21 protein-coding genes are annotated in these 24,655 nt (G+C 67.1%); 4 read left to right on the top strand and 17 right to left on the bottom strand.

The features are described from left to right. Positions 1–99 precede the first annotated feature (99 nt). A complete protein-coding gene (locus VF584_26155) occupies positions 100–1,734 on the top strand; it encodes a NupC/NupG family nucleoside CNT transporter (protein HEX8213680.1) in 1,635 nt (544 codons plus the stop codon). A gap of 219 nt (positions 1,735–1,953) precedes the next feature. Here VF584_26155 and VF584_26150 read toward each other — a convergent pair whose 3' ends face one another. Continuing rightward, on the bottom strand, positions 1,954–4,365 hold the full coding sequence (locus VF584_26150) for an ABC transporter permease (GenBank protein ID HEX8213679.1): 2,412 nt from the start codon (positions 4,363–4,365) through the stop codon (positions 1,954–1,956). Between the two features lie 240 nt (positions 4,366–4,605). Between VF584_26150 and VF584_26145 the strand changes: the two genes are divergently transcribed. Both VF584_26145 and add read left to right on the top strand, forming a co-directional pair. Then, positions 4,606–5,334, top strand: coding sequence for a rhomboid family intramembrane serine protease (locus VF584_26145; GenBank protein ID HEX8213678.1), 729 nt, complete (start codon positions 4,606–4,608; stop codon positions 5,332–5,334). Positions 5,335–5,436: 102 nt separating this feature from the next. Next, positions 5,437–6,465, top strand: coding sequence for an adenosine deaminase (gene add / locus VF584_26140; protein ID HEX8213677.1), 1,029 nt, complete (start codon positions 5,437–5,439; stop codon positions 6,463–6,465). A 769-nt stretch (positions 6,466–7,234) separates the two neighbouring features. Here add and recO read toward each other — a convergent pair. The 6 genes from recO to VF584_26110 all read right to left on the bottom strand — a co-directional run bounded on the left by recO (position 7,235) and on the right by VF584_26110 (position 12,846). Next, complete coding sequence (recO, locus tag VF584_26135; GenBank protein ID HEX8213676.1) at positions 7,235–7,999, bottom strand: DNA repair protein RecO; 765 nt, start codon at positions 7,997–7,999, stop codon at positions 7,235–7,237. A 4-nt stretch (positions 8,000–8,003) separates the two neighbouring features. Continuing rightward, positions 8,004–9,017 carry a hypothetical protein gene (locus VF584_26130; protein HEX8213675.1) on the bottom strand — a complete coding sequence of 338 codons (1,014 nt, stop codon included), beginning with the start codon at positions 9,015–9,017 and terminating at the stop codon, positions 8,004–8,006. Beyond that, positions 9,014–9,547 carry a bifunctional nuclease family protein gene (locus VF584_26125; protein HEX8213674.1) on the bottom strand — a complete coding sequence of 178 codons (534 nt, stop codon included), beginning with the start codon at positions 9,545–9,547 and terminating at the stop codon, positions 9,014–9,016. The genes VF584_26130 and VF584_26125 overlap by 4 nt, the downstream gene beginning before the upstream one ends. 115 nt (positions 9,548–9,662) lie before the next feature. Then, on the bottom strand, positions 9,663–10,838 hold the full coding sequence (gene metK, locus VF584_26120) for a methionine adenosyltransferase (GenBank protein HEX8213673.1): 1,176 nt from the start codon (positions 10,836–10,838) through the stop codon (positions 9,663–9,665). A 171-nt stretch (positions 10,839–11,009) separates the two neighbouring features. Beyond that, positions 11,010–11,318, bottom strand: coding sequence for a hypothetical protein (locus VF584_26115; GenBank protein HEX8213672.1), 309 nt, complete (start codon positions 11,316–11,318; stop codon positions 11,010–11,012). 568 nt (positions 11,319–11,886) lie between these two features. Continuing rightward, on the bottom strand, positions 11,887–12,846 hold the full coding sequence (locus VF584_26110) for a hypothetical protein (protein HEX8213671.1): 960 nt from the start codon (positions 12,844–12,846) through the stop codon (positions 11,887–11,889). A 313-nt stretch (positions 12,847–13,159) separates the two neighbouring features. Between VF584_26110 and VF584_26105 the strand changes: the two genes are divergently transcribed. After that, on the top strand, positions 13,160–14,581 hold the full coding sequence (locus tag VF584_26105) for a S41 family peptidase (GenBank protein HEX8213670.1): 1,422 nt from the start codon (positions 13,160–13,162) through the stop codon (positions 14,579–14,581). A 206-nt stretch (positions 14,582–14,787) separates the two neighbouring features. Here VF584_26105 and VF584_26100 read toward each other — a convergent pair whose 3' ends face one another. From VF584_26100 to VF584_26055, 10 genes are all read right to left on the bottom strand, one after another. After that, positions 14,788–15,582, bottom strand: coding sequence for a hypothetical protein (locus VF584_26100; GenBank protein HEX8213669.1), 795 nt, complete (start codon positions 15,580–15,582; stop codon positions 14,788–14,790). Then, the gene (locus VF584_26095) at positions 15,579–15,818 is read right to left on the bottom strand and encodes a hypothetical protein (protein ID HEX8213668.1); all 240 of its coding nucleotides are present in this window, start codon (positions 15,816–15,818) and stop codon (positions 15,579–15,581) included. Before VF584_26095 ends, VF584_26100 begins: the two co-directional genes overlap by 4 nt. 446 nt (positions 15,819–16,264) lie before the next feature. After that, positions 16,265–16,525, bottom strand: a complete 261-nt coding sequence (locus VF584_26090; GenBank protein ID HEX8213667.1) for a hypothetical protein — start codon at positions 16,523–16,525, stop codon at positions 16,265–16,267. A gap of 1,126 nt (positions 16,526–17,651) precedes the next feature. Further along, positions 17,652–19,112, bottom strand: a complete 1,461-nt coding sequence (locus tag VF584_26085; protein ID HEX8213666.1) for a hypothetical protein — start codon at positions 19,110–19,112, stop codon at positions 17,652–17,654. Positions 19,113–19,127: 15 nt separating this feature from the next. Further along, a complete protein-coding gene (locus tag VF584_26080) occupies positions 19,128–19,727 on the bottom strand; it encodes a hypothetical protein (GenBank protein ID HEX8213665.1) in 600 nt (199 codons plus the stop codon). 875 nt (positions 19,728–20,602) lie between these two features. After that, positions 20,603–21,187: a class I SAM-dependent methyltransferase gene (locus tag VF584_26075; GenBank protein HEX8213664.1), complete on the bottom strand. Its 585-nt coding sequence runs from the start codon at positions 21,185–21,187 to the stop codon at positions 20,603–20,605. A gap of 7 nt (positions 21,188–21,194) precedes the next feature. Next, complete coding sequence (gene ptsP, locus VF584_26070) at positions 21,195–22,976, bottom strand: phosphoenolpyruvate--protein phosphotransferase (protein HEX8213663.1); 1,782 nt, start codon at positions 22,974–22,976, stop codon at positions 21,195–21,197. A 4-nt stretch (positions 22,977–22,980) separates the two neighbouring features. Next, complete coding sequence (locus VF584_26065; GenBank protein HEX8213662.1) at positions 22,981–23,250, bottom strand: HPr family phosphocarrier protein; 270 nt, start codon at positions 23,248–23,250, stop codon at positions 22,981–22,983. A gap of 11 nt (positions 23,251–23,261) precedes the next feature. Beyond that, entirely contained in the window at positions 23,262–23,999 is a 738-nt protein-coding gene (locus VF584_26060) for a PTS system mannose/fructose/sorbose family transporter subunit IID (GenBank protein HEX8213661.1), read from the bottom strand. After that, entirely contained in the window at positions 23,996–24,655 is a 660-nt protein-coding gene (locus VF584_26055; protein HEX8213660.1) for a PTS sugar transporter subunit IIC, read from the bottom strand. Before VF584_26055 ends, VF584_26060 begins: the two co-directional genes overlap by 4 nt.

Genomic DNA, 24,655 nt, shown 5'->3' with positions numbered 1-24,655 from the left:
GTGGCGAGAAGTTGCGCGGGTCGGTAGAATGTCGATCCATCCAGTTCTGCCCGCCGCCGAGCGCGCGGCGGGTGCTCTTCACCCTGCCATCCCCGCCCCATGCCCCTCCCAACGAGGACCCGGCGCCTGAAGTGGCTGCTGCCGCTCTGGCTGGCCGCAGCGCTGCTGCTCACCGCGGGGTGGTACGCCTCCGCACAGGACACCACGCGCGCCGCTCCCCCGGTGGCGCAGCCGGTGGCCCAGCCAGCCGCGCAGCCCGGCACCCCCGCGGCGCAGCCCCCGGCGGGCAACGGCACGAGCGAGATCGTGCGCGAGGCGCAGACGCCCGAGAGCGGGATCGCGCAGGACCCGGCGACGCCCGCGAACCGTGGCAACGAGCCCACCGCGCAGGACCGGGCGCAGCAGGCGCGCACCGATGCCGCCGGCGGCTCGCCGCTGCAGCGCGCGGTGAGTCTGCTGGGGCTCGCCGTCTTCACGCTGATCGCCTTCCTGCTGAGCGTGAACCGCCGCGCCGTGGACTGGCGGACGGTCGCCTGGGGGATCGGGCTGCAGTTCATCTTCGCCGTCCTCATCCTGAAGACGCAGCTGGGTTACGAGTTCTTCGACGGCGCCAACAACCTGTTCAACGCGCTGATCGGGTATACGGTGGAGGGCGCCAAGTTTCTCTTCGGCAACCTGGTTTGGAACAACGTCCCGGTCGGAGCCGCGCCTCACAACATGGTGCCGATCCCCCCGGGCGGGACGTGGGCCAACACGGGCGCCTTCTTCGCCTTCAACGTCCTCCCCACCATCATCTTCTTCTCCAGCCTGATGACGCTGCTCTATCATCTGGGCATCATGGAGTGGATCGTGAAGGGGTTCGGGTGGGTGATGATGAAGACGATGCGGATCTCCGGCGCGGAGAGCCTGAGCACGGCCGGCAACATCTTTCTGGGGCAGACCGAGGCGCCCCTCCTGGTGAAGCCGTTCATCGGGACGATGACGAAGAGCGAGCTGCACTGCGTCATGGTGGGCGGCTTCGGCACGGTGGCGGGCGGCGTGCTGGCGGCGTACGTGGGGATCCTGGTCTCGTACTTCCCGGACATCGCGGGGCACCTGATCTCCGCCTCCGTGATGTCCGCGCCGGCGTGCATCGCCATCTCCAAGCTGATGTACCCGGAGACGGAGGAGCCCGTCACGCGCGGCAAGCTGGGGATCGAGCTGGAAAAAATCGACGCCAACCCGATCGACGCCGCGGCGCGCGGCGCCAGCGAGGGGCTCTCGCTCGCGCTGAACGTGGGCGCCATGCTCCTGGCCTTCATCGCGCTGCTGGCCCTGATCAACGGGCTGCTGGCCTGGTTCGTCGGGCTCTTTGGCGTGCAGGGCTTCAGCATCCAGATGGTGCTGGGGTGGCTGGGCGCACCGATGGCATGGCTGATGGGGGTGCCGTGGCAGGACGCGCCGGCCATCGGCACGCTGATCGGCGAGAAGACGGCGCTCAACGAGTTCGTGGCGTACCTGCACCTGGGCTCCATGCTGCAGGAGGGCGCGAATCTCGACCCGCGCTCGGTGGTGATCGCCACCTACGCGCTGTGCGGCTTCGCCAACTTCAGCAGCATCGCCATCCAGATCGGCGGCATCGGCGGGATGGCGCCGGAGCGCCGCGGCGACCTGAGCCGGCTGGGCCTCCGCGCCATGATCGCGGGGACGCTGGCGAACTTCATGACTGCCTGCGTGGTGGGCATTCTGCTCTGACCGCGGAACGGCTGATCTCACACAGAGCCACAGAGTCAACTGAAAGAACAACGAAGGGTTCTCTGTGACCTTTTCCGTTCCCCTCTGCGTCTCTGTGTGATGCTTTTCTGTTGTTGTTCTCCTCTCCTGCGTTTCTGCGCCTCTGCGTGAGACCTTTCAGATGACGGGTACCACAAAGAGCGACGGGGGCACGGCAATCCCGTGCCTCCGTCTCTCTTTTCAGCCGCCCGCCCGCAGCGTGACGACCGGGTCCACGCGCGAGGCCCGGCGCGCGGGGAGGTACGAGGCCAGCAGCGCGACGGCGGTGAGGCCGAGCGCGACCGCGGCGTAGGTCAGCGGGTCCATGGGTCCGACGCCGAACAGGTGCGCGGAGATCACCCGGGTCAGCATCAGCGCGCCGGCGATGCCGATGCCGATGCCCGCCAGCGTCATGGTGAGCCCCTGGCGCAGGAAGAGCCGCCGGACGTCGCCGGCGCTGGCCCCCAGCGCGATGCGGGTGCCCACCTCGCGCGTCCGCTGCGCGGCGATGTAGGCGATCACGGCGTAGATGCCGACCACCCCCAGCACGAGCGCGACCGCGGCGGCGATCCCCAGCATCACCATCATGAACGACGTTCGCGCCATGGAGCCCGCGCGGATCTGCTCCAGCGTCTCCACCCGGGCGATGGGGAGCGACGGGTCGACGGCGCGGACCGCCTGCCGGAGCTCCTGCACGAGGGCGGGCGTTCCCGCACGGGGCGAGCGAACCACGAACACCATCTCGCTGCTCCCGTAGCTGGGATGCATCAGCGGCCAGTACACGATGGAGGTCACCGGCCGGTCGACCCCGTCGTCGCGCTCGTCCCCCACCACCCCGACGACCTCCTGCCAGGGCGACGCGGGGTCGTTGCGCACCCGCTTGCCGATCGCGCGCGCGGCGTCGCCCCAGTACGCCCGCGCCAGGTTGGCCGAGATCACCACGGCCTGCCGGCCCTGGTGGATGTCGTCCCAGGAGATGGGCCGGCCCGCCACGACGGGATTCCCCATCGTCTCGTGGTAGCCCGGACCCACGGCCTTGAAGCGGCGCAGCGGCGGAAGCTCCCCCGCGGGCGTCGTGACGCCCTCCACGTAGAGCGGGTTCGTGTTGTCCTCCCCGTCCATCGTCACCGAGGAGGCGAAGCCCACCGACCTGACGCCGGGGATCGCGGCCGCACGCTCCGAGATCTGCCGAAAGGTGCGGGCGACTGCCCCGGTGTCTCCGCTCACCAGCGGGAGCGGCACCTGGAAGCTCTGCACCTCGCGCGGAGCGGCGAAGCCGGGCTGCACCTGCCGCATGGCGACAAAGGTGCGGATCATCAGGCCGGACGCGATCAGCAGCATCATGGTCAGCGCCACCTCGGCCACCACCAGCCGGCTGCGCAGGCGGTTGCGGCCGGGCCCGTCGCTGGCGGCGCGGCCTCCCTCCCTCAGCCGGCTCGCGTCGTCCGTCCCGAGCCGGGCGACGGGAACGAGCCCGCAGCAGATCCCCGCCGCCAGCGAGACGGCGAGGGCGAAGAGCAGGACGACGGGGTCGATTCCGATCTCTTCCACCCGCGGCAGCTCGGCCGGCGCGATCCGGCGCAGCAGACGGGTGCCCGCGTGCGCCAGGAACAGCCCCGCCAGCCCACCTCCCAGCCCGATCACCAGGCTCTCCGACAGCAGCTGGCGCGCGACGCGCCCGCGGCCCGCGCCCAATGCGGCCCTCACCGCGAGCTCCTGCTGCCGGCCCTCCGCCCGCACCAGGAACAGGTTGGCGACGTTGGCGCAGGCGATGAGGAACACGACCGCGACGCTCCCGAGCAGGATCCACAGCGGCCGGTCCACGCCGCCGACTACATCGCGGACGAGCGGGCGCACGTCCGGCCGCAGGCCAAAGGGACGGTACTGGGCCGGGAGGAGCGGGATCATGCGCGCGACGTCGGCATTCGCCTGCTCCACCGTGACACCGGGCCTCAGCCGCGCGACCGCGGCGAAGTCGAAGGCGGACTCGTCGGCCGGATCTAGCCGCATCGGCAGCACGACGGCCGGTTGCCTGCGCAGGAAGCGGAAGCTCTCGGGCAGGACGCCGATCACCTCGGCGACGCTGCTATCGACCCGGATGGTACGCCCGACGGCCGCGGGATCGCCGCCGAGGGCCCGCCGCCAATAGCCGTGGGTGAGCACCACACGGAGCGGGCTGCCGGGCGCATCGTCCTCGCGGGTGAAGACGCGGCCCAGCGCCGGCTTCACGCCCAGCAGCGGAAGCGTCCCCGCGGTGACGGCGAGCGCCTCGACCCGCTCGGGCTCGGCGCCGCCGGTGATGGAGACCTCGTTCGCTTCCCACGCCCCCAGCGCCTCGAAGGTGCGGTTGTGATCGCGGTAGGTGAAGAACGTGCCCGGTCCCTGCCCGTATCCCTGGTGATGAACGCCCACCAGGCGCTCGGGCTCGGAGAAAGGGAGCGGCTTCAGGAGCACGCCGTTCACCACGCTGAAGATGGCAGTCGTGGCGCCCACGCCGAGGCCGAGCGTGAGGATCGACACGGTCGCGAAGCCGGGCCGCCGTAAATGCTGGCGCAGGCCGTAGAGCACGTCACGGATCAGGTCGGCGACCCAGGTACGAGCATTCAGAAACATGGAGAGTCCCGCGGGAGGGAGTTGGAGTGAGGCTGGCCCTCTCCAGGGCAACGCCCGCGCCGCCGCGACCGCTTCCCAAGACGATGCACCCCAACCGCTTGCGCGGCGAGGGCCCGCCCCCGGTGTCCACCTGCGGGATGCGGCGGTCCCAAAACCGGACAGCGATCGCGGCGCGCGGTGTGCCGGACGCTGGCGCCGCGCTTGCACCGGCCCGCCCCCGCACCCCAACCGGAGCCGCGCGTGATCCCCATCAGTGACGAAAACCCCACCGAGCTGCGCCCCATCGTCACCGTCGGGCTGATCCTGCTGAACGCGTTCGCGTGGTTCCAGCTTCAGGGCGCGGGGATGTCGCAGGCGCTGCAGGCGTCGGTGCTCCACTTCGGCACCATCCCGTGCGAGATCACGGCCCGGTGCGCGCCGGACGGGCTGACCACGGGGACGATCCTCACCGCCATGTTCATGCACGGGAGCTGGGAGCACATCCTGGGGAACATGCTCTTTCTGTGGGTCTTCGGGAACAACATCGAGGACTCCATGGGGTACCTGCGCTTCCTCGTCTTCTACCTGCTGTGCGGAGCGGTGGCGGCGGGGGCGCACATCTACTTCAACGTGGGGAGCGAGCTGCCTGCGGTGGGCGCCAGCGGCGCCATCAGCGGGGTGATGGGGGCGTACATCGTTCTCTACCCCCACGCGCGGGTGCGGACGTGGCTGCCGCCGATCTTCTTCTTCAACCTCCGCGCGATGTTCTTTCTGATGTACTGGTTCGCGCTGCAGCTCTTCATGGCGTACGTGGAGATGGGCGCGCAGGCGGGGGAGGAGGGCGGCGTGGCGGTGTGGGCGCACGTGGGTGGGTTCGTGGCGGGGGTGGTGCTCGTAAAGGTCTTCGAGAACCACACCCTCACGCGCGCCCGGCGCAACAAGGTGGTGCTGACCCGCGCGGAGGTGGCGCAGGCACGGCCCTGGATGTAGAATGTCGGTCGGGGCGCGGCAGACTGTTCGCGGGTGGTGCACGGCAACGTGGGCCACCCGTTCGCGCATCCGCCCCCCGCAACCCGCAGCCCGGCGAGGACCATGGAAGTCACCCGAGACCTGCTGCACCGCCTCCCCAAGGCGGAGCTGCACGTGCACCTGGACGGATCGCTGCGCCCCGAGACGATGCTGGAGCTCGCGGCGGAGTACAACAAGAAGATGCCCGCGCACGACGCGGACGCCCTGCGCGACTACATGCACGTGCAGGACGCGCGCAACCTGGTGGAGTACCTGGAGCGCTTCGCCATCACCCTTTCGGTGATGCAGACCGGCGACGCCCTGGAGCGCATCGCCTACGAGCTGGCCGAGGACCTGGCGGAGGAGAACGTGCGCTACGCGGAGATCCGCTACTCGCCGATCCTCAACACGCAGGAGGGCCTTCCGCTCACCGAGGCGGTGGAGGCGCCGCTGCGCGGGCTCAAGCGGGCGGAGCAGGACTTCGGCATCCGCACCGAGATCATCATCTGCGGCATCCGCAACATGGAGCCGGAGACTTCGCGCGACCTGGCGGACCTGACGGTGGCGTACAAGGATCGCGGCGTGGTGGCGTTCGACCTTGCGGGGGCGGAGTACAACTACCCGGCCAAGAAGCACAAGGACGCCTTCTACACCGTCATCAACAAGAACATGGCGGCCACCATCCACGCCGGCGAGGCGTACGGCCCGGAGAGCATCCACCAGGCGCTGCACTATTGCAACGCGCACCGCATCGGCCACGGCACGCGCCTCTTCGAGGACCCGGACCTGATGCGCTACGTGAACGACTTCCGCGTCCCCATCGAGATCTGCCTGACCTCCAACGTGCAGACGCGCGCGGTCGCCTCCTTTGAGACGCACCCGCTGCGGCAGTACTACGACGCCGGCATCGTCCTCAGCCTGAACACCGACAACCGGCTGATGAGCGCCACCACGGTGACCGAGGAATTCTGGCGCGCCCACCAGTACCTCGGCTTCACCTGGGACGAGCTGGTGGAGATCGCGCTGATGGGCTTCGACAGCTCCTTCATGCACCGCCAGGAGAAGCTGGCGATGATCGAGCAGGTGCGGGGGGAGATCGCGGGGCTGGCGTAGGAAGGCCCCCTCCCCCGCTCGTGAACTCGCGGCCCCTCCCCCAATAACTACCTGGGGGAGGGGAGTTTGCGTGCATCCGCGCGAGGAGCACAGATCTCGTAGGGGCGCGGACATCGCGGACCCTCACCCCCGCTCGTCACCTCGCAAAAACAACCTGGGGGAGGGGCGCACCCGTAGATCTCTGCGGGGTGCGTGGATCCTGGAGGGGCGCGATTTATCGCGCCCGTGCCCGCCACCACTCGGTGGCCCGCCACACCGAACCCGGTAGGGGCCGCCCCACGTGGCTACCCGTGCCCAAACGTGCTCCGCGGCCCGCCCAACGCACCACGTGGGGGCGGACCTGCGTGTACCTGCGTGTCTGCCCTCCCCTGCCCCGCCTCGACGTCAGCTTGCAAATGCTAGATGACGCCTGCTACCGCCCCGCACCGTTCTTCGGTGGCGGGGGCGTTGCGCCTCCGCCTTGATCCTTTTGGTTCTTCGCGTTGTCCTGCCCCTCCGGATGTTCGGGGTTCATGCCTCGAGCCCGCTGGTCCCCCGGAACTTGCTTCGCAACCCCTTTCTTCGGCATCCGCCCCTCCTCATTTCTGGTGGCGTGGCACTGGTCATCGATGCAGTGCAGCAAGAAAGTGGCCGTTTCGGCACTGACGATACCTGGTCTCGGATTAAAAGCAGAGGCGCAGAGAACCTCTCTCTCTGCGCCTCCGCGTCTCCGCCGTTCCCCTTTCTTTTCTTCTTTCCGTACCCTCTGTGTCTCTGTGTGAGGCGCTGTTCAGGCCGGCTCTTCCGCGGGAGGCGCGTGCTCAAGAAAGAGTTCGAGGGAGCGGAAGGGGCGATCGTGGGCGAGCTGGGCTTCGAGGAAGGCGCGGAGGAGGGCGCGGTGGGCGCCGGGGCGCGCGAGGGCGGCGGGGGGGACGTGGCCGCGCGACATGCGGGCGACGTCGGCGCGGGTGGCGGGGTCCAGGATGCGGCCCACGGGGCGGCAGCGGGTGCACGCCACGCCTCCCGCGCCCGCGTCGAAGCGCACCGGCTCGTCGTGCGGAACGGGGCGGCCACACACCACGCACGCGTCGGTCTGCGGCTCGAACCCGAGGAGGGAGACAAGCGTCCAGGCGCCGGTGAGGACGATGCGCTCCGCCTCCGCCGGGGTGCTCGCGGCGGCGGCGATGTCGTCCCAGGAGGTGGCGAGGGCGGAGTAGACGTCGGGGTGCGGGTCCTCGGTGCCGGCGCGGAGGACCAGCTCGGCGAGGAGCGACGCGCCGGCGAAGGCGCTCAGCGAGCGGCCCAGCGCCTGGCGGGAGCGCACCAGGTCCCATCCGCCCAGCGTGTGCAGGTCGCGGCCGGGGCGCAGGTAGAAGCTGGCGGTGCCTTCGGTGAAGGGCTCCAGCAGACCGCCGAAGCGGCTCTTGGGGCGCAGCGCGCCCTTGGCGATCACCGAGCGCAGGCCGAAGTCGCCGGTGTAAAGTCGCAGGACCTTGCTCGTCTCGCTGTAGGGGAAGGTCTGGAGCACCAGCGCCCCCGTGCTGACGAGCGCCACCGCGTCACGCCTCGCGCCCGCGGCGCACCGCCAGCCACGCGCCCAGGGCCAGCACCGCGGCCGTCACCGCGAGGGCCGCCCAGCGCGGGTCCACGGGGGCCGGCGCGGGCCCCCGCCAATCCAGGCCCACCGCGCTCCCCGCCCGCAACGCGGCCCCGGAGAACTGGAGGAACTGCTCGCCATCGGCGGTGAAGGGCTTGGGCGCGGCGAGCCCCGCCACCAGGACCTCGGGGGCGGGCTGCTTGACGTACAGGTTCAGCGAGTCGGTGGCATGCTCCACCGGGATGCTCGCCTCGCGCGGGCTGGGGGCGAGGCGGTAGCGGAAGATGACGTCGCGCTCCCCCGGCACCAGCGGCGCGTTGATCCACACGCGGTCGCCCACGCGAACCACGTCGCCGGGGAGCTGCTGGCCGCCCGCGCCGGGCGACGCTTCGCCGGGCGCGCCGTCGCCGGCCTCGAAGGCGGTGCTGCCCCTGGGGATGGCGATGCCAAAGAGGGGGCGCGTGGCATCGGGAACCAGGGTGCGGCGGGCGCGGTTCTGCACCCGCACCAGCTCCGCCACCTCCCATCCGCCCTCGCTCCCGGAGATCAGCACCACGTCGCGCCGCGTGACGCGCACCGAGTCGGCGGCGGCGCGCGAGCTGGTGGTGTCGTACACCTGGATCTCGTAGTTGCGGTCCCCCGCCGCGCCGTGCACCACCGGCCCGAAGTAGCGCACCCCGTCCGCGATCGCCGTGGCGAAAAAGACGGTGAAGCCCGCCGAATCCTGCACCGGCGGCAACGGGATCGAGAACGCGCCGCCGGGCCCGGAAGTCACCTTCGCCACGGGACCGCGGGTGTTGCGGGTGACGCGGTGCAGCTCCACCACGAGCCCCGCCTCCGGGGTGCCCGCGCGGGTCACGCGCCCGGCGATCACCTGCGCGTCGGCGGGCAGAGCGCAGATGAAAAGCGCCAAAACGACAGCGAGGCGGCCGGCCTTGCGGCGCGCCGCCCCACGGATGCGGTCGGAGAGGATCACGGGTTGAAGCGTCCCAGGTCTTCGGGATTGAGCTTGCGCAGGTACTCCTTGAGCTCGTCCGGCGGCAGCTTCGGCACGGGCGGCGCCATCGGGTCCGGATCGTCCCCGTCCTCCGGCGGGACGCCCTCGACCACCGTGATGGTGGGCGACCCATCGAGCAGCTCATCCCCCGCGAACAGCTCCGCGCCCGTCCGCAGTGCAATGGCGATGGAGTCGGAGGGGCGCGCATCAACCGTGAACACCTCGTCGCCGCGCTGGATCACCAGCTCGGCGTAGTAGGTGTTCTCCTCCACGCGCGTGATCAGCACCCTGGTCAGCCGCCCGCCGAGCCCGGTGATGATGGAGGGGAAGAGGTCGTGCGTGAGAGGGCGAGAGAACTTCATCCCCGCCAGCTCCATGGCGATGGCGCTCGCCTCCGCCGGCCCGATCCAGATGGGAAGCACGCGCTCCCCCTCCGACTCCTGGAGGAGCACGACGGGCGCTTTGTTGGCCTGGTCCAGGCCGAGGGACTGTACGCGGAGCTTGATCATGGATCTCGGTGAATGCTTTCGGTGCCCTGCCGGGGAAAGTGCCAAGTCCCAAGTGCTAAGTGCTAAGTGAACCGCAGTTCAGCACTTAGGACTTAGCACTTAGCACTTCCGTTCCCTACCCCTTCGCCGCCGTGCGCAGATCCTCGACCCGGTCCGTCCGCTCCCACGGGAAGAGCGTCACCGGGTTGCCGTTGCCGCCCTGCACCGAGGGGCGCCCGAAGTGGCCGTAGGCGGCGGTGGGGCGGTAGATGGCGCTGCGCAGCCCCAGCGTCTCGATGATCCCCTTGGGGGTGAAGTCGAAGACCTCCTGGAGCGCCTTCTCGATCACCTCTTCGTCGACGGTGCCGGTGCCAAAGGTGTCCACGCGCACCGAAACGGGCTGCGCGACGCCGATGGCGTAGGCGAGCTGGATCTCGCAGCGACGCGCCAGGCCGGCGGCCACGATGTGCTTGGCGGCGTAGCGCGCGGCGTACGCGGCCGAGCGGTCCACCTTCGTGGGGTCCTTGCCGCTGAAGGCGCCGCCGCCGTGCCGCCCCATGCCGCCGTACGTGTCCACGATGATCTTGCGGCCCGTGAGCCCCGCGTCGCCGTGCGGCCCTCCGATCACGAAGCGGCCGGTCGGGTTGATGTGGATCGTGCACCGCTCCGGGTCGAAGAGGTCGGCCGGGAGCATCGGGGTGATGACGTGCTCGATCACCCCCGCGCGGATCTCTTCGTTGCTCGCCTCGGGATCGTGCTGCGTGCTCACCACCACCGTGTCGACGTGCACGGGCCGGCCGTCCTCGTACGCCACCGAGACCTGCGTCTTCCCGTCCGGGCGCAGCCACATCAGCTTCCCGTTTTTGCGCACCTCCGCCAGCCGCTCGGCCAGGCGGTGGGCGAGGAGGATGGGCGTGGGCATCAGCGCGTCGTTCTCGTCCGTCGCGTAGCCGAACATCATCCCCTGGTCGCCCGCGCCGCCGGTGTCCACCCCCTGCGCGATGTCGGGCGACTGGCGGTCGATCGTCGTCATCACCGCGCAGGTGTGCGCGTCGATCCCGTAGTTCGCGTCCGTGTAGCCAATCCCCTTCAGCGTGCCGCGGACGATCCCGGGGATGTCCACGTACGTGTCGGTGGTGATCTCGCCCGCCACCACGGCGACGCCGGTGGTCACGAGCGTCTCGCAGGCCACGCGGCCCATGGGATCTTTCTCGAGGATGGCGTCGAGGACGGCGTCCGAGATCTGGTCCGCGATCTTGTCCGGATGCCCCTCGGTGACGGACTCCGATGTGAAAAGCTGGCGATGGGCCACGATGGTTGCGCTGCTAAAGGGTGGAGCGTAGCCGGGGAGCCCCCCGGGAAAGGCGGGAAGATACCCCTTCCGGCCGGAGGCGACAAGCTCCAGCGCACGGGGCACTTGAGAGGGAACAGCAGCTTCACACAGAGACACAGAGGAAACGGAGAGAACAACAAGAACAGCGGCTCACGTGGAGGCGCGGAGACGCGGAGAGAGTGTACGGGTGCCGCGGCGGAGCTCGCTGGCGTCCAAGATGTCTGGTGCTGGTCCTGAGCTCGCGATCGCCTGCCATCTCACGGACGCATCGTGCCGCGGCCAGCGGAAGGCGTGCCACACCATGAGCGACGCGAGCTCGATCTCGAGAACGACCACCATCTGGTAGAAGAGCGGTGAGCCGCGGAAGGTCAGCGCAGTGACGATCACGTGGACGACGCCCAGGACCCCGTTCACCCACCGGTTGAGCACGCGCTTCGGATCTGCGAGTCCGCGCTCCACGGGTCTGGAGTGAGCGGCCTTCGTTGAGCTGACACGAGGGTTCTTCAGGTCCAAAACTTCCACCACGGCTGACGCTGCGATCCGCTCTGGAGACCCTGATCTGACGTCCCGTTCCCGGGGTGCAATGTCGTCGCCTGCAACTCGTTTCGCACCCAATCCTCCATCTGTTCTGCAGTCATGGGCGGATTCGGATCCTGCTCTGGCGCCGGCCCAATCGCCACATCTGGCGGAACATGCTTCCGGCGGCAAAACCCTTCGACGGTTCCCCATCCGTCGCGTGCGCTGAAGCTGCTTTTCACGTACGGCCGGCCACCATCTGCCGGGTGGAATGGCTCCTCGAGATAGCTTCGCTCCGCGGCGTGGAGTTCCCGAACGGCCCCATCAGCGTTCACGTAGACGTAGGGGTACGGGTTAGCACCCGCTTCTGAAGGGTCGACCACCGCGTACTCTCTTGAGTTCATCTCAGTGCGACGGGGGAAGCGAGAGACAGACAACGGGCAAGGGAGCGGGGAGCGCGGCAATTCGGAGGCGAGTCGAAGCCCTCACGGGCTGGTGCAGAGGGGCCTCCTCAGCGGCACCCCTGCTCCACGCCCCAGTTAGTCTCCCCAGGACGGAACCGCCAGCCGCGTCCGTCCCACGTGACCAGCCCGTTCTCCAGCACCAGCTCGTCAACGCCGTCGCCGTCCGTGTCGGTGGTGCCGACCATCCGCTCGGCACCAGGCAGGTTGGCCAGTACGGTCCCGCTGTCCGAGACGATCTGGCGGGAGTACAGGCTCTTCTCGGGCACAGCACCCGCCGGGTTGTCGATCACCTCCAGATCGAAAGTGGCGTAGTGCAGCACCGACGAGTTGGGGCCGCGGAACTGGAGGATGCGTAGCCGTGAGTGCTGCGTCGCGTCGCGCAGCTGTTCTGGCGTTGCGCTGCCGCGGGTCCGCTCGAGCCACGCCCCGTGTGCCCGCTGCATCTCCGGCCGGTAGGCGTGTTCGATCGAAAGGGGTGACGCCTCCACACGCCGCGCACCCGCGGCCCGCCGCAGCGCCACACCGTCAGCCCCCCTGAGCAGGCGCCGAAGCTCGGCGATCGTGGTGTCCGGCGCCCCCAGCAGGTACGTCCACCCGGTGCGCACACACACACCTCCGATAAAGGTCTGGCGCGCCGGGACCCGTGCGAGCACCGGAATCCGCATCGCCCTTCCGCCGAGGAACGCCGTCACCGAGTCGCCGGCAGCGGCGATGGGCGCAACCACGCTGCGCCCGCGGCGGAGCGGCTGAACTCCGAGGAGCTCTGTCCGGGACTGACCCGGGGGACTCTTCAGCCACACGTGCATCATGACCAGGCCGCCCGCCGCACTAGTAGTCCGTGGCTCCGCGATCGGGTGCGCGGGCGTAAACGAGCTCCAACCCAGTGCTTCGCGCAGCCGCTGCTCCGGAACGGATGGCTGTCCGGCCGCGTCTGACGCACTCACGAGCGAAAAAATGGCGCAGAGGCCGAACGATGCGCGGCGCAGGCGGGCGAGGCGGCGTTCCATGGCTCGGTGAGTCATCGAGGGAGAAGTCTCTTCGGGAGGAGAGTGAGTTGGGCGGCTGGCGGAGTGCGGAGATCATCCTCAAGTCGCACACATATCGCCGCCGAACGACACAAGGGTCAGGGGTGAGAGGCTGGCCCGCAAGACTTTCGTCCACCCCCGAGCATGCCCGGCCCCCCCATCCCCTGCCAAGCCCACGCCCGCCCGGTGCAACCATTCTGCCCGGGTATTACACTCAGTTCACATCGTACCAGGATGACAACCCGCGGCCAAGCCGCACCGATGCCACTCGATCGGTTCATCTTTCGGAGCATCCATGACATACCGATCCAGCCGACCGCGGCTGTTACGCCCGCTCTTTGCGCTCCTGATGATGTGCGCCGCCTTTGCGGTGCAGCCGGCACTCGCCCAGGGTCCTTCTGCCTCCGCCACTCTGGACGCCACCGAGCGCCGGGCGGTGGTCGAGCAGATCGCGCGGCTCCTCCAGGAGCACTACGTCTTCCCCGACGTTGGCGCGACAAGCGGAGCGCATCTCAGGACGAGGCTCGCGGCAGGCGCGTTCGACGGCATGGCCGATCCGCAGACCTACGCCGAAGCGTTGACGAGCGAGCTGCAGAGCATCAACCGCGACAAGCACATGCGCGTCCGCCTGCGGCCGCCCCGCGATGCGAGCATGGAGCAGGCCGATCCCGGTGCCGCGGTGGCGCGGCAGCTACGGGATATGCGGGGCCGCAACTTCGGCTTCGAGCGCGTCGAGCATCTCAATGGCAACGTCGGTTACCTGGACCTGCGCTATTTCGCCCCGCCCGAGCTGGCGCGCGGACTGGCCACCGCCACGATGCAGCTCCTGTCCAACTCGGATGCCATCATCATCGACCTTCGGCGGAACGACGGCGGCAGCCCGGAGCTGGTGCAGCTGCTCTGCAGCTACTTCTTCGACACGCGGACGCATCTGAACAGCCTCTACTGGCGCCGAGGCGACCGCACGCAGGAGTTCTGGACGCTCGACGACCTGCCCGGGAGGCGGCTGCCACGCGTTCCGCTCTTCGTTCTCACGAGCAGCGGGACGTTCTCGGGAGCAGAGGAATTCAGCTACAACATGCAAACGCGCAATCGCGCCACGCTCATCGGCGAGACGACGGGCGGTGGCGCCAACCCAGGTGACGAGATGGCGGTGAACGACCGGTTCGCCATCTTCGTTCCCACCGGGCGCGCCATCAATCCCGTCACCGGCACGAGCTGGGAAGGCGTCGGCGTGAAGCCGGATGTGGCGGTGGATGCATCGGCGGCGCTCGACAGCGCGCTGGTGAGGGCCCGCGCCGCCGCGCGCGTGTACGCCAATGCCGAGATCGCCAGGGAAACCACCACCCGCGAACTCATGACGCGCCGGCTAGCCGAGGCGAGAACCCTGATCGGGCGCCGCGAGCTCTCGGCAGCCGAGAAGATGGCCGGCGAGGCGCTCTCGACGGCCCTCGCCGAAAGTGCGGCCGACGAAAGGATCATCAACCTGCTGGGCTACCGCGAGCTGCGGGCGGGAGAGAAGGCGCTCGCGATTGCCATCTTCAAAGCCAACGTCGCGGCGTTTCCAGCCTCCGCCAACACGCACGATAGCCTTGGCGAGGCATACATGGAGAACGGCGATCGTGAGCTCGCGATCCGGAGCTACCGCCGATCACTCGAGCACGACCCCAGCAACGCGAACGCGCGCGCGATGCTGGAGAGGCTGGGGAGTCGCTAGCCGGACGCCTGTCGGCCTCCGGCACTGGGGGGTTCAGCGGTGGCAGCAACCGGGACCCACCCGCCCTAGCGACCGAGTATGTACAAGAGCATCAGCACCGCGCCAAGCGTAGCGAAGGTGAGGCACCGAGCCAGGTTGTGCCTGGCATCCGTCCGCACCATGAGGCCACTCGTCAGTACCGCGCCACTCAGGAACCCGGTAGTGAGCTAGGGCCCGTCCCCCATGATTGCAAGCGCCAGTATGCCCACGACGATCACCATGAGGAGTAAGCCAAGGCCGCGACTGAATCGATTTAAGGAGTTCACCTGGGGATCCACAGGGCGACTCAACCATGTGAGATACGGCTTGTGAACAGAGGGCATCAGCCCTCCGGCTGCAGGGCCAAGGCCGAGACGCATCCGGTCCGCGGCGACGGTGAGCGCGATGGGTTCAAACCGGCCACACGAGCGTGAACCATAGAATTCGGAGTCTATGCAACCAGCGGCAATCGACTGCTTGGTAAAGTAGCAGTGCCGCGGAGGGACGATGTGGTAGCTTTGACTCGAACTATAGTCGAGAAGGACAATCACAGTCGCGTCGTACACGATCAGGTGGGGGCTGGACGCGCTGAATTGAGCGAACCCGTTCGTGCTGTGGAATTGGCTGACGCCGTCGAATGGCTCATCAAGCAGAATGCAAACGTGCTCTGCGCCTTGGTGATGCTCTCCCAAGTAGGCAACACGGAATGACCTCCCAAATGCCGAGTGGATCTGAGTGGTAGCCGCGATGTCGATTTCGGCCATGCAGGGGGGCAAGCTGCAGGAGTGTGGAGAGAACCACTGGACCGGCCGTCCAACGACCAAGTTCAGGTGCGTGCAGCCTGACGATTCTTGCCTCAGAAACAATGCCTTGCCACACATCGCCTGCAACAATTTGTGCGGCAGCGTGCGTTCGGCAACCGAAGCGGCAACGCCCGCGCGCGAACGACAACAGCACCACAGGAAAGCTTTGAGCAGAATCACTCCAGGTGCGGCAGTTCCCAGGGTTCAAGCAGGACGCGGACACTCCGTGAAGCGCCGGGAGTCCGTTCGATCAAGCCGAGTTCTGCCAGCTTCACCACCATCTGGTGCACAGTCGGTGCGCTCACTTTGAAGTACCGCTGCATGTCGATTTCAGCGGGTGGCTGGCCGTTGATCTTCGTGTAGTAGTAGATGAAGGCCAGGTACTGACCCTGCTTCGGCGTGAACGGCACTCTCATTCGATACTCCACTCGTGCGGAAGCTGAAGTAGCGGCCGAAACGACACAAGGACCAGCGACCCGCCGTTCGACTTGTCGTCGTGGCACGGAGCGGTCGCAGGGAGATGTCACGTATAAAGGTGGTGCGCGCGGCGGTCGCCACGCTCCGGTCCCAGAAATCCCCCCGATGGCCAGCGCGCAAGACTTCCGTTCGGCCAAAAGAATGCCCGGCTCCGAACCTAGAAAAGCTATTCCATTCCCTGCGACGATTCGGTTGCGCTAACTACTAGGCTGCACGACAGCCGGTGGAATCACCAGCGGCTGCCGCGATGCTTGCCCAGCGGCCTAACGCCGACATTCATCCGCGGCTCCGCTGGAGCGAAGCGGAGGCGAAGACGTCGGCTGCAATGTCTTGTTCGGGCTCAAGCAATCCGCGACCGAGCGACAGATGACGTTGTTTAGAGCGCTCATTCCTTCTTCCATGCCCGACCAGCAAGGAGACCACAACCAATAACGTTGGTTGAAAAGATGGCTATTAGCCAAGAGCTAATCGCAATCTTCTCCTTGATACAGGCGGCCCGCTCCAACGTCGCTGCTGACGCCGTCGCGCCGTGAAAGGGCTCAACCTCATACTTCTGAGACACACCGGCGTTGATTCGACCATACGTCGACACCGCCATCATCGCGGCGTTGATGAGAAGCAAGAGAATACAAGTTGTCCTCAGCATCAAATCCTCCACTCGCCACGTGTACTGTGTGATCGGGAGCGAACCGAGTTGTTATCGTTCCAACACTTCCGACGCGGACGAATAAGATGAGTGTCCACAGACGCCTAACGCCAAGGGTCAGGGGTGCGGGGCCGTCGCGCAAGACTTTCGGTCGGCTGAAAGTATGCAAGGCCACGCATCCCCTGCAGCCGATTGTTAGGCCGCGGAGTGGCCACGCGACCCTCCTCAACAGTGGTTTACAATCTGCAAGGCGGGAAACCGCTGGATCCGCTCGATCGCCATCGAGATCGCGTGGGGCTGGCTGCGGTACCAGCCGCAGAACGAGCTCAGCCAATGGTACGAACGACGATTCGGACATGGCGGCACACGGCTGCGCAAGATTGGCATCGTCGCGCTGGCGAGGAAGCTCCTCGTCGAGTTCTGGAAGTATCTGGAGACCGGCACGCCGCCGGCGGGCGCCATCCTGAAGGTGGGCACGCTCAGGGCTTCGTGAGCAGGTAGGAGGGGCTGCGCGGCAGGAAACAGAACACCGCACGTGCGGGTGCGAGGGCCCGTGGCCGCTGCCGGGTCGGCTCGATGGGCCGACCGTTTGTTAGATGGGGTACCTCGCTCCGCGCTTCCCGGGACTCGACTAAGGGCGACTACGCGCATGAGGTGATCGGCCTCTGAGCCGACACGATAGAAGGTGGACCGAGGGCACCCAAGCCCCGGCCGACTAAAGGAAGCGCCTCGCAACGTGGCGTGCAAAGTAGGCTGAGCGGGGCAGATCGCAGGCGAACTGCCCCTGGGCTTCAGTGCTCGGAATCGAGAGTCTTGACAACGGCGGCCTCATAGAAGGCGTCGGACGGCGAGCCTTGGCACTGAACCAGACGAGCGCCGCCATCGTGGTTTCGCCGCCGGGCCGCGGAGTTTGGTGCGAACCGGCGTGGCGCGCCGCCTGGTCTTAGTCGTGCAGCCCCTCGCGAGAGACAGCGCCGTACGTGCGGTCGCCGGAGTGGACCGCGACCTACTGCGCGCCGGGGACTCACGACAAGGGAGGTATCAGCTGGTGACGCCTCGCATTGAAGCCTGTCGTCACGCCGAGTGCGCCGCTGCCGCGCCGAACTCGCTTTGAACGTTCACCACCTTAAACGTTCGCCTGCGTGTCAGCGAACTTATTGTTCCCTTCAATGCGCCTCTGTGACGGATGCCATTTGATCGCCCGCTCAAACACTACAAGCGCAAAGAAGGCAGCGCCTCCCATAGCGATCGCCGGAATGAACGCAATCTTACCCAGCATCGGGAATGTACTCACGAGAACGAGTAGCGCGAGGTACATAGGAATTGCCCCCGTAGAGTCCCGATGCAGCTTGGGCGACAAGAGCGGCAGCCCCGCAACCGCCAGCAGCACACCAATCAATGCAAATGATGCCGAGAGTAGGTCGACGAGATCTGGAACTAATGCCGCACTAACAATGGCCAACAGTGCAACTGCGATGGTCATCACCTGTGCATTCGCTTTTAGCGTGCGGCTACGTTGCGGTTCAGGAATAGCATCCGACCTCCATGTTCTCCAGAGTACTAGATGCGTGAAAGCAAGGGCTACGATGTTGAGGTAGCTATCCACGGACGACAAAATCGCTAGCAGCACGCCGCAAAGCACCAGGAAACGCACAAACCAGGAATCAACGATATTTTGGATCAGCAGTGGTACGATAGCGCCCGGATCTTCTCCAGACAAAAATGGAAACGCAAGGGGATTATCTCGGATCAGCAAGCCCGCCGCTGTCATGGCAGTATAGAAGAAGAAGAGGAGGCCAGCTGTACTCCACAGCACCACTTTGTATTTCGATTCGTCGACCAGGCGAAGTCGCTGCCAAAGATCCGCCCTGACAACAAAGGAGGGAATTAGTGTCAGCGCTCCGACGATCGGATACGCGAGGCTGTAGGTACCCGAAAAGCCTTCCGATAGTGGGTCAAAGGTAATTGGGCCATGTGCATTGGCTTGGCGCCAGACGCACAGCGGCACAATAACGGCGACGAGGAGCGCGACGATGCCCTGAATCAGGTCGTTGAGCAGCACCCCGCGCAATCCGTGAAATACTGTGTAACACATGGTACCCGCAAGTCCAATAACAAGTACTACAATCGCAGATTCAAGACCGTTAAAGGCTTGAAGATAAAATGCGATTGCCAGCAACTGCGCACCGAGAACGCCTGTGAAAACGAACCCAGTGAGGACGTAAAACGCGACCAGAGAAGCAGGACCGTATGTCCTCTCAATGATTGGGTCCAAGCCGAAGAGCCCAGACCGTAGATCGGTAACTTTGCTCGCGCGGTGAAGTCCCCATGATAGAAGCGGTAGTCCCACGACATAGGCAAAACCAAGCGCAAAACCCGAAACGCCCCCTTCGAATCCGACCTGAACGATTCCAAACACCATGAAGCCACCCGCAAGCGAAGCGAAAATACTAATCACCGCATTCCCGGGAGAGAGGCTCACGCCTCTACTATAGGACAGCCAATCCGTTTTGCCACGCAGGAGAAGTGACTTGGAAACAGTCACTGCCAAGGCGATAGCTAGCGCTAACTGCAGACTTGGATCCACGATTGGTCTCTCCGATTAGGTGGCGATCACGTTTCCCGATATGGCGTAAAGCAAAATTAGTAAGGCCGGTTTAGGAACGAGCGAAATCGCAATCAGAGTATCGGGTACTAGGGGAGCATCATCTCGGCGGGCAACATAGAAGAAAGCTGCTAGTGCGATCCGGATCATTAAATAGAAACCCATCGCCAAGAAAAGAATTCCCGTTTGGCTGTTACCTAGCGATTCCTGAGCTACTTTTAGCGACAACCAGAGCAGTTCAGCGATAGCAGCACAGGCGTGATATCCGGTTAATGCGACACAGAACCGACGAGTAGTATCCAAGGAAAGTACAACTGCAAACCCCAGTAGTGATACAGCCGGGACATAACACATCAGCAAAGCTAAATCAGCAAGCTCCATGGCGAATGGTTGTGCAGGAGGGAACACAAACATGAAGCACACCCAATCTATAAAGAACAATAAGAGAAGTCCGACTGTCCGGTACCATAAGTCGGCCCGGATAAGTTGATGAACGGTTGCTGCGGCACCGGCAGAGGACGGAACTTGCACGACAACAAAGTTCCTGAAAAGAGTCCCCAACAACACCGAATACAGAGTGATAATGACGAAAGCCATCCGGGCGACTCCTAAAGACGGTGGGATATACCCGCTACGAACTTCCCCTGGACTGACGAATCAACAGTGAAGGCGAATGTAGCGAGGATTAGGGTAGACTTCCTCCTAAGGCGCTCCATCTTCACTTCCAACGAATAGCGAGGGAATGTATACTTACGGCGGAAGCGACATTGAAAATCGAGAAAATAGATGCGATGCTCCGCCCTAGCACGTGCAATTTCACCCGGAGAGATCACGTGAGGATATGGGAACTTCGGTGACCGTACGATTGCCTCTATTAAGATTTGGGTGACTTGAGCGGCCCCAATCGTGAGTTCGGAGATGCTTAGATAGTCAACCGGGCGTACAGTATAGGAAGGCGAACATCGCTCGACAACTGCCACTAAAACATCATCGGAAATGTGCGCGGACACCACACGTCTCTCCGACGGATGAACATAGGAGAGAATTCGGTCGATCTCCTGCGCACTCACATGGCTCTCGGATTGGAGCATGGGCTGCATTTGTAGAAGAGCACTCACAGTCTAGCCTCAGCCTCACGGTGAAAGCGGCACCATCGCGAAAGCGCTTCCTAGTGTAGCATCATTAGAGGCTTAAACGCAAGACAGAGCGTTGACTTGGGCGGCGGGGGATGTCTCATTATGACTGTTATTCGCTGCACTCCGGAACCTCACCCACTCCTCCCACCAGCCCTTCCGGGGGCGAATCGGATAAACGACCGGTCAACCAGTGAACATCGTGAACGCGCCACGCGCGGTATGTCCTGTCCTGCCGCATACCCAGGATACCATGCCCTGCCTGACGCCGCAGCGTTTGAGCGGTCTTGTGGCCGGGGGGATCTGCTTTTCTGTGCCTCTGTGAAACCTCCGCCGTTGCTACGGCTTCGTCCACACGAGCGAATAGCGCCAGAGGAGGTGGCGGCGGAGGCGGGCGCCAGGGAGGATGCCGGCGGCGATGCGGCGCATGCCGGCGTACGTCTCGGGCGGGGGCCAGAGGGTGGGGGACGGGTGCTCCCAGTAGCGGCGGGTCAGGCGGTGGATGGCGGATCCGGCGGTGCTCGCGAGGAGCCAGGGGAGGTCGGCGGGCAGATCGGGGCGCGGGAGGCCGATGATGGCGAGCGTGCCGCCGGGGCGGAGCAGGTCGCGCATGCGGTAGAGCGCCGCGTCGGCATCCATGTGGTGCAGCGTGGCGACGGAGGCGATGAAGTCGAACGAGGCGGGCTGGAAGGGGAAGGTCAGGAAGTCGCCGAGGAGGTACTCGATGTCAGGGCCGGCTTGCCGCGCGAGGGCGATGCTGTCCGCGTCAACGTCGATGGCGGTGACCTGGGGGACGAGGGCGCGCAGCTGGCGGGCGAGGGTGCCTTCGCCGCAGCCTACGTCGAGGGCGTGCCGGGCGCCGGGCGGGATCGCGTCGAGGATCAGCCGGTGGTAGTGGATGTTGTGGTTCCACGGCTCGGCCACGGCACGCTCAGGCGGGAGGCGACAGGCTCCAGGGGCCGGCGAACTTGGTGAGGTCGATCGCCTTGCGCAGCTCGGCGGTCAGCGCCTCCACCACCTCCTCCGGCGTGGCGGCGGTCAGGGCGAGGGCCACGGCGCGCGCGGCGTCCTCCTGCTTCACCGAGCGGATGACCTTCTTGATCTCGGCGAGCGCGGCGGGGCCCACGCTCAGCGAGGTCACTCCCATCCCGATCAGCATGAAGGCGCCGAGCGGGGTCGCCGCAAGCTCGCCGCAGACGCTGACGTGGATGTCGGCGGCGCGGCCGGCGCGCGCCACCTGGTCCAGCAGGCGGACGACGCCGGGGTGGAACGGATTGTAGCGCCGCGCCAGGCGGCTGTTGCCGCGGTCCACGGCCAGCGTGTACTGCACCAGGTCGTTGGTGCCCACCGAGAAGAAATCCACGTGCCGCGCCAGCTCCGGCGCGGACACGGCGGCGGCCGGCGTTTCGATCATCGCGCCGAGCTGGAACGACTGCGGGGCGTCGTGGCCCTCCGCGATCAGCTCGGCGGCGCACTCGTCGATCAGGGCACGGGTGGCGGTGATCTCCTCGATGTCGTTGATCAGCGGGAGCATGATGCGCACGTCGCCGAACGGCAGGGTGCGCAGCAGGGCGCGGAGCTGCGTCTTGAAGATCGCCGGCTCGTCCAGGCACACGCGGATGGCGCGCCATCCCAGGAACGGGTTCTCCTCCGGCGCCATGTGCAGGAACGCCGGGAACTTGTCGCCTCCCAGGTCGAAGGTGCGGATCACCACGGGGAGACCCGGGAATGCCTCCACCACCTGGCGGTACGCGCGGTACTGCTCGTCCTCGCCCGGCGCGGTGCCCCGCCCCACCACCAGGAACTCCGTGCGGTACAGGCCCACGCCCTCGGCGCCGTGGGTGCGCGCGCTTTCCGCCTCGCCGGGGAGGTCGATGTTGGAGAGGAGCACCACCCGCGCCCCGTCGCGCGTCTCGGCCGGGAGGTGGGCGAGGAGAACGAGCTCCTGCTCCCACTCGCGCACCTGGAAGTCGCGCTCGCGGTACGCGCGCTTGTCCTCCTCGGTGGGCGATACGATGACGCGGCCCGTGCGGCCGTCCAGGATGATCTCGTCGCCGTCCTTGACCTGCTCGCTCAGGTCGCCGAGCGCCACGACACAGGGGATGTCGAGCGAGCGCGCGAGGATGGACGAGTGCGAGGTGCGCGTGCCGCGGTCGGTGGCGAGGCCCACGACGTGGCGGCGGTCGAGCTGCACGGTGATCGACGGAGTCAGCTCGCGGGCGATCAGGATCACATTGCCCTGCTCGCGCGCGCCCATCTCCGGGTCCGGCAGGTTCATCAGCCGGCGCTGGACGCGCGTCTGCACGTCGGCCAGGTCGTTGAGCCGGTCCAGCACCATGGGGTGCGAGGTGTGCGACATCGCGCTCTCCCACTCCAGCACCCGCCACTCGAAGGCGCGCTCCGCCGTCAGGTGGCTCTCGCGGATGTACGAGATCGTCCCCTGCACCAGGTCCGCGTCCTCCAGCATCAGCACCTGCGGCTCGAAGATCTGGGCCTCCACGGGCCCCATCGACTCCGCCGTACGCGCCTGCAGCTCGCGGATGCGCTCGCGCGCGAAATCGCACGCCTCGCGGAAGCGCTCCACCTCGTGCTCCACCTGGTCGGGCGGGACGGTGGCGCCGTGCTGCACGCGCGGCACCTCCCAGCGCAGCACGCGCGCGCGGGCGATGACGATGCCGGGGGCGGACGGGATCCCGTCGCGGACGAGCGTCACGGCGTCAGTCCTCTCCAAACCGGTCGTGGACGAGCCCCGCGAGGGCGGCGACCGCCGCCTCGGCATCGTCGCCGCGGGCGCGGATGTGCACCACCGAGCCGCACTCGGCGGCCAGCATCATCACCCCCATGATGCTCTTGCCGCTGACCTCCACGTCGTCCTTGCGGATCCAAACCTCCGCGCCGAAGCGGTTGGCCAGCTTCACGAACTCCGCCGCCGGACGGGCGTGGAGGCCGTACCTGTTCACGATGGTGACTTCCTGTGCGTGTTCCATCCGGTCAGCCGTCAGGGTGTGCGCGCGAGGAGGATCCCCGCGAGGGTCACTGCCAGGAGCGCCGCCGCGATGGCGGTGCGCACGTGCTTGCGCAGGAGGAGGCCGGCCGCCACCGCCGCCGCGCCCAGCGCCAGCTCGCCGGGGCCGCGGGCGGCGCCCCCCGCCAGCACCACCGCCGCGAAGCCGGCCAGCGCGGCTCCCGCATCCGCCCCGCGCTCGCCCAGGCGCTGCAGGGGCGACTCGCGGAGGGCCTTCGCCACCATCAGCCCGTCGCGCAGGCCGACGCGCAGCCCCCACGCGCGCAGCCACAGGTGGAGGGCGTTGTGGGCCAGCAGGAACGTCAGAGCGCCCATCCACCACGCCGCCCCCGCCGCCACCAGCGCGATGCCGAGCAAGGCGCAGGCGGGGCGCCACACGGCCCAGACCAGCCGGTCGCCCATCGTGCCCAGCGAGCCGCGCAGGGCGCTCTTGACGCGCGTCTGGAGCTCGGGGGGCACCCCATCCGCCTCCAGGCGCGCGATGACGCCGGCGGCGACGGTGGCCAGGTACGGATGGCTGTTGAAGAGCTCCGCGTGGCGGCCGGTGGCGGCCGCGAGCGCCCGCGGGTCGGCGCCGTGCACGTCGCGCAGTGCGGGTGCCAGCACGAACGCCATTCCCGTGCCGATCAGCGTCTGGTAGTTCCACGATCCCTGCACCGCGAACGAGCGCAGCAGCATCCGCCGCCGGGTCCCCGCCCCGATCGCGCTCATCGCGCCACCAGGAACACCGCTCCGGCCGCCGCACCCGCCGCGAACCACGCCAGCCGCTGCGTGCCAAAGAGCCGGAACGACGACGCCACCGCCGCCGCCGCCGCGATCCCCACCGCCAGCCGCCCCCACCCCTGCGGGAAGCCCGCCAGCGGAATGGCCTGCGCCAGGAACGACAGCAGCACCAGCCCCACCGCCGTCACCGCGGCGCCCCGCGCGAAGTCCACCGCGATGGCCGCCATGTGCCGCCGCCCCACCGCAGCCGGCTCCAGCGGCGTTCCGTCCGGGACCGCGACACGGACGTTGAATTCGCGCAGCCGGCTGACCGTCCACGAGCCCGCCCACTCCCACGCCAGCGCGAAGAGGATGACGGCCAGCAGGAGCCCCTCGCCGCCCCCGCCCGCCACGTACACGCCCGCCGCCGCCACCGCCGCGGGCGCCGCCTCCGGGTAGCGCGCCGCGCCCACGGGAAGGACGGCGACGTGCAGCGCCTCCAGCACCATCCCCAGCATCGCACCCGCGGCCGCGTCGCCCGCGATCCACCCCGCCAGCACGCACGCCACGATGGGGCGCGAGACCATGAACTGACCCACGGAGGTGCCATCCAGCGCGAGCACGCCGCCCAGCAGCGCCAGCACCAGCCCCTCCGCGAGTCCCAT

Source organism: Longimicrobium sp. (genome assembly GCA_036389135.1).
Classification (GTDB): Bacteria; Gemmatimonadota; Gemmatimonadetes; order Longimicrobiales; family Longimicrobiaceae; genus Longimicrobium.
Note: the sequence above shows the minus strand (reverse complement) of the source record. Positions and strands in the feature narration are given on the sequence as shown.